The organism is Companilactobacillus sp. FL22-1 (genome assembly GCF_043951805.1).
Classification (GTDB): Bacteria; Bacillota; Bacilli; order Lactobacillales; family Lactobacillaceae; genus Companilactobacillus.
The window spans coordinates 215,556-229,603 of record NZ_JBINJY010000003.1 but is presented as its reverse complement, the minus strand read 5'-3'; the positions used below and the strand labels follow the sequence as shown (position 1 = coordinate 229,603).

13 protein-coding genes and 2 tRNA genes are annotated in these 14,048 nt (G+C 37.1%); 1 reads left to right on the top strand and 14 read right to left on the bottom strand.

All coding sequences use genetic code 11. From position 1 onward, the window contains the following. Positions 1-452: 452 nt before the first annotated feature. From ACG72T_RS03965 to ACG72T_RS03930, 8 genes are all read right to left on the bottom strand, one after another. Positions 453-917 (bottom strand): SprT family protein, encoded by a 465-nt coding sequence (locus ACG72T_RS03965; protein WP_395264761.1) that lies wholly within the window; start codon positions 915-917, stop codon positions 453-455. Further along, positions 917-1,351 carry a hypothetical protein gene (locus ACG72T_RS03960; protein ID WP_395264759.1) on the bottom strand — a complete coding sequence of 145 codons (435 nt, stop codon included), beginning with the start codon at positions 1,349-1,351 and terminating at the stop codon, positions 917-919. The genes ACG72T_RS03965 and ACG72T_RS03960 overlap by 1 nt, the downstream gene beginning before the upstream one ends. 12 nt (positions 1,352-1,363) lie before the next feature. After that, positions 1,364-2,341 (bottom strand): glycosyltransferase family 2 protein, encoded by a 978-nt coding sequence (locus ACG72T_RS03955; RefSeq protein ID WP_395264757.1) that lies wholly within the window; start codon positions 2,339-2,341, stop codon positions 1,364-1,366. Next, positions 2,334-3,788, bottom strand: a complete 1,455-nt coding sequence (locus tag ACG72T_RS03950; protein WP_395264756.1) for a hypothetical protein — start codon at positions 3,786-3,788, stop codon at positions 2,334-2,336. The genes ACG72T_RS03955 and ACG72T_RS03950 overlap by 8 nt, the downstream gene beginning before the upstream one ends. Further along, positions 3,781-4,962, bottom strand: coding sequence for an aminotransferase class I/II-fold pyridoxal phosphate-dependent enzyme (locus tag ACG72T_RS03945; protein WP_395264754.1), 1,182 nt, complete (start codon positions 4,960-4,962; stop codon positions 3,781-3,783). Before ACG72T_RS03945 ends, ACG72T_RS03950 begins: the two co-directional genes overlap by 8 nt. A 137-nt stretch (positions 4,963-5,099) precedes the next feature. Then, positions 5,100-5,918 carry an ammonia-dependent NAD(+) synthetase gene (nadE, locus tag ACG72T_RS03940; protein WP_395264752.1) on the bottom strand — a complete coding sequence of 273 codons (819 nt, stop codon included), beginning with the start codon at positions 5,916-5,918 and terminating at the stop codon, positions 5,100-5,102. Position 5,919: 1 nt separating this feature from the next. Beyond that, the gene (locus ACG72T_RS03935; RefSeq protein ID WP_395264750.1) at positions 5,920-7,392 is read right to left on the bottom strand and encodes a nicotinate phosphoribosyltransferase; all 1,473 of its coding nucleotides are present in this window, start codon (positions 7,390-7,392) and stop codon (positions 5,920-5,922) included. 43 nt (positions 7,393-7,435) lie between these two features. Next, positions 7,436-8,512 (bottom strand): glycosyltransferase, encoded by a 1,077-nt coding sequence (locus ACG72T_RS03930; RefSeq protein ID WP_395264749.1) that lies wholly within the window; start codon positions 8,510-8,512, stop codon positions 7,436-7,438. Between the two features lie 58 nt (positions 8,513-8,570). Between ACG72T_RS03930 and ACG72T_RS03925 the strand changes: the two genes are divergently transcribed. Next, complete coding sequence (locus ACG72T_RS03925; RefSeq protein WP_395264747.1) at positions 8,571-9,296, top strand: WecB/TagA/CpsF family glycosyltransferase; 726 nt, start codon at positions 8,571-8,573, stop codon at positions 9,294-9,296. Between the two features lie 39 nt (positions 9,297-9,335). Here ACG72T_RS03925 and ACG72T_RS03920 read toward each other — a convergent pair whose 3' ends face one another. The 6 genes from ACG72T_RS03920 to ACG72T_RS03895 form a co-directional block, all read right to left on the bottom strand. Further along, positions 9,336-10,730, bottom strand: a complete 1,395-nt coding sequence (locus tag ACG72T_RS03920) for an O-antigen ligase family protein (protein WP_395264745.1) — start codon at positions 10,728-10,730, stop codon at positions 9,336-9,338. 74 nt (positions 10,731-10,804) lie between these two features. Next, positions 10,805-11,506: a GntR family transcriptional regulator gene (locus ACG72T_RS03915; RefSeq protein WP_395264743.1), complete on the bottom strand. Its 702-nt coding sequence runs from the start codon at positions 11,504-11,506 to the stop codon at positions 10,805-10,807. A 128-nt stretch (positions 11,507-11,634) separates the two neighbouring features. Continuing rightward, positions 11,635-11,706, bottom strand: a tRNA-Gln gene (locus tag ACG72T_RS03910). 5 nt (positions 11,707-11,711) lie between these two features. Continuing rightward, a tRNA-Tyr gene (locus tag ACG72T_RS03905) sits at positions 11,712-11,794 on the bottom strand. Between the two features lie 80 nt (positions 11,795-11,874). Next, positions 11,875-12,360 (bottom strand): SLAP domain-containing protein, encoded by a 486-nt coding sequence (locus tag ACG72T_RS03900; RefSeq protein ID WP_395264741.1) that lies wholly within the window; start codon positions 12,358-12,360, stop codon positions 11,875-11,877. A gap of 138 nt (positions 12,361-12,498) precedes the next feature. Continuing rightward, complete coding sequence (locus ACG72T_RS03895; RefSeq protein ID WP_395264739.1) at positions 12,499-13,974, bottom strand: peptide MFS transporter; 1,476 nt, start codon at positions 13,972-13,974, stop codon at positions 12,499-12,501. Positions 13,975-14,048: the final 74 nt, after the last annotated feature.

The following is a 14,048-nucleotide window of genomic DNA, read 5'->3' as shown; positions in this document are numbered from 1 at the left end:
AGCTTCATAGCCTAATTTTTGACGGTCATCTGAACTCGATACTCTTACATATCCTACTTTGAATTCTTTAACTTCTTCATTATTCTTACTATTATTACTAGTTTTTAACATAAAAAAACACTCCTTCTATCTATTCGTCTACTTGTATATATAGACAAATATCAATTAGAGTGTCATTTTATTACTATATATTCAACTCTCAATTATCAGCAAATTTTCTTTGTTCACTTCTATTCTTATAAAATAAGTAATCATTACTATCATCATAAAAATGTATCAAAATTTAGACAAATAAAAAGCCTACAGCACCAGGGCTATAAGCTTGTACTTGCATAAACATATGGGTACTCGGAAGTAACTTCCACAGAGATAATTCTCCACAAGATCTTTAATCATGCGCATCTACCAATACCGCCATGCATATTTTGCTGTAAACAAAAATATAAATAATTTCAAGCTAATTTTTGGGTATCATGAAGATATTTTAATTTTCCATGACAACGTCCACAAACATACTTATTAGTATTTATTTTTTTAACCCGTTTGTATATTAAATGGCAATGCGTACACTCATAAATATGATAATTTCTTTGTCGAGATTTTCCTTGTATCGGAGAATATCTTAAACCGCCCACCTGTTTCAAAAGGATCTTAAAACTGCGGTCACGATGCTGAGCTGGCAGTCCGTCATTATATAAATGATAATGACATAACTCATGCTTAATAACTCCTACCAAGGTCTCATAACCAAAATCCTGATAAATTTTAGGATTGATATCGATATGACGATCAGCAAGATGAAATCTACCACCAGTGGTCTTTAGGCGTCGATTGAAAAATGCTTGATGTACAAAAGGTTTCCCAAAATATTCTTGGGAAACCTTTTGTATTAATTCAGTTAACTGTTGGTCATTCATTAAGCTAGTGTCGTCAACTTTTGGATCAATTTAGAAAACTTATCCATATATTCATCTTGCTTCTTCTCCGACTCATCAAACGCTTTACGATCAACTTTCTTATCGTCGCCAATACTATCAGTCATCTCACTGCAACCTTCAACATACTTTTTGAAAGCAGCTACTAAAGAAATATGTGTTCCCATCAATCTAGCTGGGGCCTTACCTTTTTCCAATTTAGTTAAAATTGCTTGGTAATTAGCTGTTCCAGCGGTGAAGTCCTTTTGAATCTTAACATATTCAACATCATCGATTTTTTCGACTTTCGAATGGTCTAGAGCTTCACGGATTTTTTCATATTCTGGATTTAATTTATCTTGTTCGGTTTGAATTGATTCCACGGTATCATTGATCAATTTTCCATATTGCATTGCTCTCTTTTGTGCAGCATTCATAAAAATTACCTCTTAATTTTTTTCTTCTTGAGTTTTTTCTGAATAAATATCTCGTTCGACAGTGAATCTTGGACGTTGTTTGACTTCATTGAAGATTTTGCCAACATATTCACCAATAACACTGATACTGATTAATTGTACACCACCCAAAGCCCAAATGGATATCATTAATGAAGACCAGCCTTGAATGACATGCCCTTGAATCTTTTGTACAAAACTATAAATCAGTAACACTAAACTGATAAAGACAATAAAGAATCCCAAGCCCATGATCAATTTTATCGGCACGATTGAAAAAGATGTAATTCCATCCATCGCAAACTTGATCATTTTTCTTAAAGGATACTTGGATTCTCCAGCGAAACGTTCCTTTCTGGCATAGTAAACTTTGGCTGACTTAAAACCAACTAAAGGCACAATCCCTCGTAAGAACAAATTCCGTTCTTTATAGCTGAGTAGAACTTGACAGGCACGCTGACTAAGTAAGCGATAATCAGCTGAATCTGGCACCAATTTAACTCCTAATGAACCCATTATCTTGTAAAACATTTCTGCAGTATTGCGTTTAAATGCAGTATCAGTGTCACGGTTATTTCTAACTCCATAGACGACTTCGGCTCCATTTAGATATTCATCAACCATCTTGGGAATGGCATTGACATCATCTTGTAGATCCGCATCTATCGTTATAACGGCATCGGAACTTTTGGCAGCACTAGTAACTCCAGCCAACAATGCTCCTTGATGACCAAAGTTACGACTCAACTTGACCCCTGAAACAATTGGATATTCTTTGGAAAAATCGTCGATCAATTGCCAGGTAGTATCCTTGCTGCCATCATCAACATAGACAATTTTACTCGTGGCTGTGATCTTTTTGTCGGCAATTAATCCATTCACGATAGCCGTTAATTCTTTAGTTGTCTCATGTAAAACCTCTTCTTCGTTATAGCAAGGTACAACAATACTTAATTTAAACATTTCAGACATTAGTTCTCCCCCACTTTATTCTGATCCAATCACAAACAGTTATTAACCCTAAACCGCTCAGAATGGCCAATATCGGTAAAAATTCTAAGCGATATCTTCCTTGAACTTCAATTAACAGTTGAACGACCGCAAATGCCATTAAGGGCAATATCAACACAAATATTTCTTGGCGTGGTTTGCCTTTTAACAACCGCAAGGAGCCGATCCATGAAAAGATTATCAAGACAACCGTTCCCATATAACCCAATAGTTTGGCTAAATCAGTAGCTCTGGTTGAATGCAGATTGATAAATTCTGCAAAATCAACTGTTTGTGAGCGGCTAGCCCAAAGGACCTCATTCTTATTCCAAAACAATCGCAACCAACCGTGAGTCTCGTTTAAATTCTTAATATTTTCTCGAATGACTTGATGTTCCTGACGGCTCATCTTAGCACGACTATCATTCAAATTGAAACGATTAACCATTGCCTGATCATAAACACCGTTTGAATTTGCATCGAGTCCGGTCACAAACTTCCATTCGGAATCACGGTTCTCAAGCCCATATTGATTCAAGCCGCTACTTTTAACCGCTAGTCCAGCCGCTGAAAAAATCACTTGATAAATAACTAGCGTAATTAAGATTTTTCCTAAGCCAGTCCAACTAAAATGGTTATTGTTTAGGAACAGATAAATCAAACCATAAACAAACACTCCCGCAATGATGACTGGACCGATGGGTCTGATGATACTGCCTAGTCCTAACGTTAAACCGGCCAAAGCATATGACCAATATTTGTTTTGCATGATCAAATAGAAAGTGACTAAAAACAACAACATCCCTAAATACTGATTATCTGCCTGACTATTTAAGCCAAACCAATCCAAATCGATCATTAAAACAAAGACAGCCAAACGAGCCATTTTGATATTATTAAATAATTTAATCGTCAAAATATAGGCCATTAACAAAATCAAAACTTGATACAAGACATTCAAGAGCTGTAAGGCAATGACATGCTCGCCAAAAACCTTCACGACAGTCATTACATAGACTAAGAATCCTGTCTGATACGCCCATTTAGCAAAATAATCATTATCATGCGTAAAAATGGGTTTCCCCTTTAAAGCTGCAGGAGCATTGCCCCAGAACGCCCCGAAGTCACTGACTTGAGTTTGAGGAACTAATCTCAACCAAATGAGGGCCACAATCGTAAAAATCGCCAATAAAGTGACTAATATTAACCAATTCAGTCGACTATCAGTATCTTTGATTCGATATAAAAAATATCCAACCCCTATAACAAAAATAATTGCACAAAGAAAAACCAGTATGGCTAGTACTGGTTCGACTTTAATATAATTAACGGTAAAAAAGTGTCCCATTTGAATCAAAACAACTGTTGTAAAAATTGCTAAACAGATTAAAATGATTCGACTAATAATTGCTTGAACTTTATTAATCATTTTTCCCCTCTAGAACTGCTACATTTTTCTGATGGTTCTGACAAAAGTTATTCAGCTTTTCAAGACACTTATCAATACTTTCCATGCTGGCCGCATAGCTGAATCTCAAATGACCTTCACCACCGATACCGAAGAAACTTCCTGGCAAAATTGCTAGGTGTTCTTCATCTAATAAATCATTGGCAAATTTAACATCATCTTGTTCATACTCAGCAGGAATTTTAGCAAACAAATAAAATGCTCCGTCTGGATCTGGACAATCAAATCCTAATTCACTCAAGCCTTCATGAAGCTTATCGCGACGAGCTTGATATTCTGCTCGCATAACAGCTGGATCGTCATAGCCATTCTTATAAGCTTCTAAGGCCGCATATTGGGTGATTGATGTGATCGAAGTCGTTGCCAATTCATGAATCTTATTGATTTGAGAAATGACGGCTTCTGGACCACAAACAACTCCAAAACGCCAACCGGTCATCGCGTGCGACTTAGACAATCCGTTCATCACAAGAGTCTGTTCCGGAAGAATGTTGCCAAATAAAATATGCTTAAAATTATATGTCAATTCACTATAAATTTCGTCACTAATTACAAAAATATCATATTTTTTTAAGATATTTACCAAGGCTTGCAATTCATCTTCAGTATAACTTACTCCAGTTGGATTGCTTGGATAGTTCAATAGGAAAATTTTGATACGTGGATTGGTTCTTAAGACTTCTTCCAGAGCTTCTGGCGTTACTTTAAAGTCCGTTTCCGATGTATCAAGGTAGACTGGTGATGCTCCATTGAAATCAGCATCTGGGCCGTAAATCGTGAATGATGGTGAAGGAATTAAGACTTCATCACCAGACTGCAAAATGGCATTAAAGGCGGAAAAAACACCTTCCGTTACACCGGTTGTCGCAACAATCTGCGTAGTGGGATCATAATTCAAACTATACTTGCCATGTAGATAATCTGCAACTGCTTCCAAAAGTTCATGATCACCTTCGGGAACAGTATAGTGAGTCTTGTTATCTTCAATTGCTTTAATGGCGGCCTGTTTAATATGGTCAGGAGTGGCAAAGTTTGGTTCACCGACAGTCATATTGACAGCTCCTGGGATCTGTTTGGCTCGCGCATTAAACTTAAAAATAGCTTGTTGTTTAATAGCAACAACAGATGGTTTCATTAGGGAAACTAAATCATTTTTCACTGTTAAACACCTCTTTATAGAAGAATACACCTTTATTCTAACATACGATAAAGATTCAAAAAAAAGACATTCAAACAATTTGAATGTCCAAATATGAAATACATAATAGTTGACTAATCATCAAAAACTGTATATGGCGACCGACGTTTATGAGCGGTTTTCTTATACCAGTTTTCAATTATTTCAGCACTCTTATCAGCTACTTCACGGCCTTCTAGATAATCATCGATTTCTTTGTATGTTACTCCTAAAGCCTTCTCATCTGGCAAACTAGGACGATCTTCTTCTAGATCAGCAGTGGGAGTCTTCTCGTACAAATTCTTTGGTGCATCAAGTTCAGCTAACATTTGCTTGCCTTGACGTTTATCTAAGCGGAATAATGGCGTTACATCAGCTGCACCATCCCCAAATTTAGTGTAAAATCCGGTAATGTTTTCAGCCGCATGATCAGTTCCCACTACAACTCCTTGATTGTCTCCGGCAATAGCGTATTGAGCAATCATTCTTGAACGAGCTTTGATATTGCCCTTATTGAAATCAGAAATCTTTAAGCCATTGGCTTCAACAGCGTCTACCATTGCGTCAACACTATCCTTGATATTTACACGAACAACCTTGTCAGCTTTCATCCACTCAATGGCTTGCATGCAGTCTGACTCATCTGATTGCTCACCATAAGGTAAACGTACGGCAATAAATTGATAAGCTGAATCGCCGGTCTCTTCTCGTAATTCCGTCATAGCGATTTGGGATAATTTACCAGCTAGAGTAGAATCTTGCCCACCAGAAATACCTAAGACAAGGGTCTTAAGAAAACTGTGTTGTTTCAAATAATCTTTCAAAAAATCAACGGAACGTCTGATCTCTTCTTCAGGATTGATTTCTGGTTTAGTGTGTTCAAATTCAATTATTTCTTTTTGCAATGGTCTCATTTTAGTCACCTAATCTAATATTGTTTACATCATTTCTAATCTTTTCAATATACTTCATCTTGTGACTGTAAAGTTTTGAAGATAAATCAACTGGATAGATTTGAGGATTCAAGATACGTTTGTACTCATCCCAAAGTGAATCAAGGTTATCGGCACAATATTTTCTAATTTGCTTAACATTAGGCAGATCATATACCAATTTACCATTAGTAAAGATGTCTTGTAATAAAGGTTTAGCTTGAAAATCTTCAACTGTTTTATTGATATAAGTATATTGTGGATGGAACATATAAAGTGAACTATGTTCTCTTGGATCTTCATTCCAAAAAGTAACGTAGTCCCCTTCGGACTTGTCATTCTTTTCGTTATTAGTAATTCGCCAAACTTGCTTCTTGCCAGGAGTAGAAATCTTGGCCGCATTACTGGACAACTTGAGGGTATCCATCATGTTGCCCTTGGAATCTTCGATACTAACTAACTTATAGACTGCACCTAATGCTGGTTGATCAAAGGCGGTGATTACCTTGGTACCAATACCCCAAACATCGATTTTGGCATCTTGCATCTTCAAGTTAAGGACTGTTTTTTCATCCAAATCATTGGAAGCATAGATCTTAGCATCTGGAAAACCAGCTTCATCAAGTTGCTTACGAACACGCTTGGAAATATAAGCCATATCACCAGAATCGATTCTAACTCCAAGGAAGTTGATCTTGTCGCCCATTTCTCGAGCAACTTTAATCGCACTAGGAACACCGCTCTTTAACGTATCATATGTATCGACTAAGAAGACACAGTTCTTGTGTGTTGTAGCGTAAGCCTTGAAAGCTTCATATTCATTACGATAAGTTTGAACTAAAGCATGAGCGTGGGTTCCAGAAATAGGAATACCGAAAATCTTTCCTGCTAAGACGTTACTTGTTGCATCAAAACCACCAATATAGGCAGCTCTTGTTCCCCAAAGTGCAGCATCAACTTCTTGTGCTCGACGTGAGCCAAACTCCATCACTGGATCATCACCACAGACAGTCTTGATTCGAGCAGCCTTAGTAGCAATCAGCGTTTGAAAATTGACCATATTTAGAATGGCCGTTTCAATCAATTGGCATTGTGCCAAAGGTCCTTCAACTTGTAAGATGGGTTCTTCGTTAAAGACAAGATCTCCCTCCAAAGCTGACCGAACCGTACATCTGAATTGCATATCTTTTAGCCAACGAAGAAATTCTTCGTCAAATTCACCATATTCGCGCAAATACTCAATATCTGAATCTGAAAAGTTCAATTCTTTCAGGTAGTCCACCACATGTTCTAGTCCCGCAAAAACAGCAAAGCCATTATCAAATGGTAAACTTCTAAAATAGACTTCAAAGACGGCACGACGATTGTGTAGCCCCTTCTTCCAGTACGTATACATCATATTAAGTTCATAGTAATCTGTATGCAAAGTTAAATCTTCATTTTGAAATTGAGTCATTATAGCTCCCCTACGAATTTATGTTAACAGCATATATTTTACATTATTTGTTATTCAAAGTCGCTTGATAACCGTCATTTACTTTATGTGCTAACTGTTCGATTGAATAATTATCTCTGACCTCTTGATAAAGTGCCAAGCCTTTTTGATCAAGGTTGCCATCACGCCACATTGCGTGAGCATCATTAAGAGCTTCAATCAATCCTTGTTCATCTTCCGAATCGATCAGCCAACCAGTATCATCATTGATTATTTTATCGGTAGCACCAACATTCGTCGCAATGACTGGCTTACCATAGGCTGCTGATTCGAGATAAACAGTTGGTAAACTTTCAGACTTCGATGTTAAAACTGACACATCGCATTCTTGATAATAATCACCAGTATTTTCCCGAAAACCAACAAAATCAACTTTATCTTTGATATGCAACTCTTTAGTTAATTCACGCAGTTGATCCATCAGTGGACCATCTCCTACCAGAGTCAAACGGAAATTAAACTTCACTTTACTTAAAGCTTCCAGCAATAGGCGGTGATTTTTGACCTCAACCAAACGAGCGACCTCTAATAGACTAAAAGTTGGCTGGCGCATGAATCTTGGATTGATTCCAGTGAAATCAATTGCGTTGAAAACTTCATAAGTATGATTGGTATTGATTTTCAAAGATTCAAAGTATTCCTCCAAATCAGGATTCATATAGAAAAGCGAATCTGCACGTTTTAAAGCATGCAAATTCAAATTCAACATAACTTTACCTTTGAGTCCTGAAAAATCAATCCTAGGGTCAGAATGGACGGTTATGACCCATTTAGCACGAATCTTCTTGCGAATTAAAGATACGATATAATTAGCCCGTGGTCCATGTGTATGTACGATATCGAAATGATTGTTATTGATATATTGGGTCAATGGTTTTAGAATCGATAGATCGAATCGTTGCTTCTGTTCCATAACTGATACGCTTAAACCATTTTCACGAGCCATTTTGGAAACAGGTCCGTTTTGAAAAGTTAACAGTGTACTTTTCTCACCGATCATTTTTTGACCTTTCATCAGGTTAACAATATATGTACGAGCTCCGCCGTCTTCATTACCGGCATTAATATGTAAAACCCTCATTAAGACACCTCTCAAATTAATCTTTCTCGTGTATAATAATACATTAAAGGAGAACGCCATGCACAAAAATAGAATAAATATTTTAGGTACAGAGTTTGATAATTTTACTGCAAAACAATTTCATCAATATCTTGATGACGATTTAGATTTAAAAGCTAACAAGTTTATCGTCACACCCAATCCGGAAATTGTTCTTGCAGCCAGAAAAGACCCTGAATTTTCAAAAATCATCAATAATGCTGACTACGTTATCCCTGATGGGATCGGTATTATCAAAGGTGCCAAAAGCCTTGGTACACCGCTTCATGAACGTATTACCGGCTTTGACACTTTACAATACTTGATTGAAACTGCTAATCGTAAGCTTTCAAAAGTTTATTTGTTAGGAGCTAAGCCTGAAGTCATTCAAGCTAGTGCCGCCAAAATAAAAAAAGACTATCCCCAGATCGACTTAGTTGGATATCATGACGGATACTTTCAAGATGAACAAGAAATCATTGATGAAATTTCTGAAAAGAAGCCTAACATCATTCTAGTTGCCTTAGGCTCTCCAAAGCAAGAAATATTCATTAACAAGTATCGTCATAGTTCTGATGCTATCTGGATCGGAGTTGGAGGAAGTTTTGATGTCTTTTCAGGGACTAAGAAACGAGCTCCCAAAGTAATTCAAAAATTGAATCTTGAATGGTTCTACCGTCTAGTAAAAGAACCCACTCGCTTTGGACGAATGCTTGCTATTCCTAAATACATGTCATTGATTAATCAAGAAAAAAAGTACAAATAAAAAGGTTGTAAGTCGGCTTCACATCGACTTACAACCTTTTTATTCTTCAACATCAATTGTATCAGGATCTTGATTATTATTAATGAAAATTCGTGCATTCAACATTGCATAACTCAAGATCGTTACGAAATAAATGCTTACGGATGGCGCTTCGATAACATGTCCTGTCATCAGTGCCATACCAAATCCTAAAGCAATACTGGATACGAGCATTGCCCATTTAAAGGACCACATGTACTTAAACTTGCGAATAAATGTTCCTATCAGATAGATTAGGCAATAAATGAGCGGTGCTAAATAGATGATTGTTCCAATGAAGCCAAACTGGAAGAAAATATCGATATAATCCATTTCGACCAATTTAGCTTTCTTTTCACTCTTATAGCTAGTTGCATAGCCCATCCCAAACATCTTTTGAGCTGGTGTAGCTTTGGAGAAGTTTTGGGCAGCATTTTCAAAGTAAACCGTCCGTCCACTTAACAAATATGAAACAGTCTTATTAGTTTTAACATATTTTTCTTGGTCAGCAGTTAAACCCTTTTTAGTCTTAGCCTGCTTCTTCTTATATTTGATCATATCATTGTGCAACTCAGCAGTTCTGGAAACTGCCATGGCTGGATAGGCTGCAAACACCCCACCTAAAGTCAGGACTAATAGTGCCACAATTCCAGCATTGAATCTGCGACGTCCACCTTCACGGAAAAAGTGAATGATTGAAGCTAAAATTGCCATGCAGAGACCAAAGAGGATTGCCAATAGTGAACCCTTGGTTCCAATCAACAGTGCTGAATAGATAGCAATAATAATTGTTAGCCAGTAATAGATTCTTGTCCAAGTATCGATCTTTTTTAAAGCGTACCAAACCATAATGGGAAAGGCGATGGAGACAATGGCACTCAATTCATTAGCGGCATAAAACCAGCCACTCTCACCCAGTTTGTAATAGGAATATGAACTGAAACTAGTATTAGTGAAATGAGCAATGATCATGATAATACTGATGATGTTTATGGCATAGAAGATCATTTTAGGGAAGAAACGATTGATAATTCGATCCTCAGCTAATTCTTCAAACGCATAGAAATATCCCAGTAACATTACTGGATAATACAAACTCTTAACTAAAGTTGTAATCTCCAATGATGGCAGAAAGAGCTTTTTTTGTTTGTAATTAATAAATAAACTAATTGCGGAAACTAACCCTAAAACTACGAAGTACAGAATTATCCGCATCCCCTGTTTATTATCTCGATTCAAGATTAAAAAAATCAAAATATAAAAGACGGTTAAGGCCATTACAGCCATTCGAATCAAAATTCCGAACGTAACATTAAAATTGGCTTGAGTCATCAACCCAGTAATTGCATCTAGAACTGGCTGAAAAACGATATATAGCATCAAAAAGATACTGTATTTTTTTATAAAGCTTTGCATAAGTGACTCCCAGTTAAAAATTTTAAAACTCAACAGATAATATCTTACCTTAAATTTATCTCGAAAGATATTAATTATCGCTCTAAATAAAATTCAAATCGATCTCCGGCATATTGTGACCGTACGTACTCAAATGGACGATCATCATCCAAAGTTGTAACCTGACGAACACGCAAAATTGCCGAACCACGTTTAACATTTAAAAAGTTAGCGATTTTTTCAGACGCCAAAATAGCTGAGACAGTCTGAGTGGCATTACCTAATTTTAACCCTGCTTTATCTTCCAGGGCCTTATAGAGTGAAGACGTGATGTCTTGTTTGCTCAAGCTATTAACAATACTGATTGGAATCGTAGCAACTTCAAAACAGATAGGTTGTTTGTCCGCATAACGGATTCTTTCCATTCGTAGCACCTGGTCACCAGTATGCAGCTTCAATTTCTCCATTTCGCTGATCGAGGGGTCAGCTACGTGATATGAAACCGTCTTGCTGGAAGGTTTTTTCCCTTGGCTCTCAGTTATCTCGGTAAAACTGGTTGTCCCAGACATTTTTTCTTGAACCTTGCTGCTGGCAACATAAGTTCCCGAACCAACTTGACGTTGCAAAATCCCCTCATCAACCAATGTTTGGATAGCTTGACGCAAAGTCATCCGACTCACATCAAAATCTTGTGACAATTGTCTTTCGGAAGGAATACGTTCTCCCACAGCCCATTTGCCTGATTCAATTTCTTTTCTGATTTCATTATGGATTTGTATATATACTGGTACCTTCATTGCTGCGAACTCCTTTTGAAGCATTACTTCTGTTAATTATACCGTATTTCCTTAAAAAATTAAGAATTGGTCTAAAAACTTAGAAAAAAAAAGGCAAAATCCAAAAATTGAATTTTGCCTTAAAGTGATTGGGTTAGCTGGATTCGAACCAGCGCATGATGGAGTCAAAGTCCATTGCCTTACCGCTTGGCTATAACCCAATGAATGGAGGGGAGTGGATTCGAACCACCGAACCCGAAGGAGCGGATTTACAGTCCGCCGCGTTTAGCCAGACTTCGCTACCCCTCCATGTGATAAACACATGTCTTTATTCGACTTAATTATATTACCGAAAATTTGAAATCATTGCAAGAGGATAATCCAAAAAATTATCTAATAATTTTAATATCTTTGGAACTAACGAATTCATTCGCCGAAATCCGATAGTACTGTGTGCCATTAATTTGAATCACCTTATCGACACCCCAGATGGAAGATCCAGCAATAGCTCGATTAGTGAGTGTTTTACCATGAGAATCTTTCAAAACCGCCATCGGCTTGGCGGTGATTTTAATTCTCTCAATCGTGAATTGATAGCCGTATGCCTGATTAGTTCGAATATAGTAATCCTTCGAAATTTGATAATAACTTCTGCCATTGATTTGAGCTGTTTTTGCAATCGCTAAATTGCTATTAGCAGCTAATTTAACATTCGATATCTTTCTTCCGTTACGATCATAAAGTGCAATCGGTCCATTATCAGGATATACCGTCACTGTCTTGAAATCGCTGGCCGCTAAAACTGGCGTACTAAAGCCAGTAATAGACATCAAAATCCAAGCTAGTAACATTGAAATTTTAAAACTTTTTTTCATCCACTAGTTCCACCTTTTCAAAGCTGAATTTATGATACCAAGTAAATATGAATTAATTTTGATTTTTTCCAATTAAACCAAAATACCCTCTGATTCTTAAAGTTAGAATCAGAAGGTATTCGAATTTTTTCAAATATTTTAGTTTACACCTTGCATCAAACGTTTGATACGAGGTACGAACATGATCAAGATCACTGCAGCAACCAATGTAACTACACCAGTCACTCCAAAGAACATCATTTCGTTTTGGGGATTACCAGGCTGGAACAATTTAACTAATTGCGCATTAGCAGCCTGACCAGCTGAATCGGCTAAGAACCACATACTCATCATTTGACTTGAGAAAGCCTTAGGAGCAAGTTTAGTCGTAGCTGAAAGTCCAACTGGGGAAATCAACATTTCACCAATTTCAATGATACCCCAACTTAGTACCAACCAAAGTGGATTAACTTTTCCACTTGGAGATAAACCAATCAAAGGAATCATCAAAACAAAGTATGAAATTGCTGTGGCAACCAATCCCATCCAGAACTTAGATGGAGATGAAGGTTGTCTCTTGCCAAGTTTTGTCCAAAGAATCGCAAAGAATGGCGTATAGATAATGATAAAGAATGGGTTAAGCATTTGGAACTGTGGTGCTGAAAGATTGAAACCTGCAAAATGCAGTTGAGTTTGTTCAGCCGCAAACAATGCTAAAACAACTGAACCTTGTTCCTCAATTGCCCAGAAAATCATTGCAGCGATAAACAATGGAATATAAGCAACAACTCTTGATTTTTCAACCTTAGTTACCTTTTTACTTGTTAACATCATGATGAAGTAGCCAATAGGTAAAGCAATACCCAAGATACTAATAATCGTAATGATGTTATCAATTGTAAAGGCATGAGCCACAGTCAAAATAATTACAATAATAATTACAGCGATAATTCCGTACGTTAAACGCTTATAGAAACGATTACGTTCCTCGCCAGTAATAGGGTCTGGTGCATGCAAACTTGATTCAGGCAAGTATTTGCGTCCATCCCACCAATATACAATCAAACCAATAAACATACCGATGGCAGCTAATGAGAATCCAGCGTGGAAGTTAAAGGCATTACTCATACTGTTAACGGCTTGTGGTGCAATCAATGATCCCAAGTTAATACCCATGACATAAATACTGAAACCAGAATCACGTCTTGGATCATCATCAGAATACAATCCACCAACCATTTCGGAAACGTTTGGCTTCAAAAGACCTGTACCAATAACGATCAAGGCAATGGAGCCATATAGTCCGCCTTGACCAATTGGAAGTGATAAGACGATGTGACCAAACATGATCAAAACACCACCCCAGAAGACAGTTCTTCTGGCTCCTAGAAGTCTATCACTAATAAAACCACCAAGCACACTGGACATATAAACCAGTGAACCATAAATCGACATAATTGAAGCGGCCGTAGTCTGGTTCATGCCCAGGCCACCCTTACTTACTGCATAGTACATGTAGAAAAGTAAGATAGCACGCATACCGTAGTAACTGAATCTTTCCCAAAATTCAGTTAAGAAGAGCGTACGTAGACCGGTCGGTTGACCGAAGAAACCTCGATCTTTTTTCTCGTCCATTAAAATTCTCCTCACATTACACAATGAATGAGTTAATATTAAGCTTTTCTCTTCCTTATGTCAAAACATTTTTT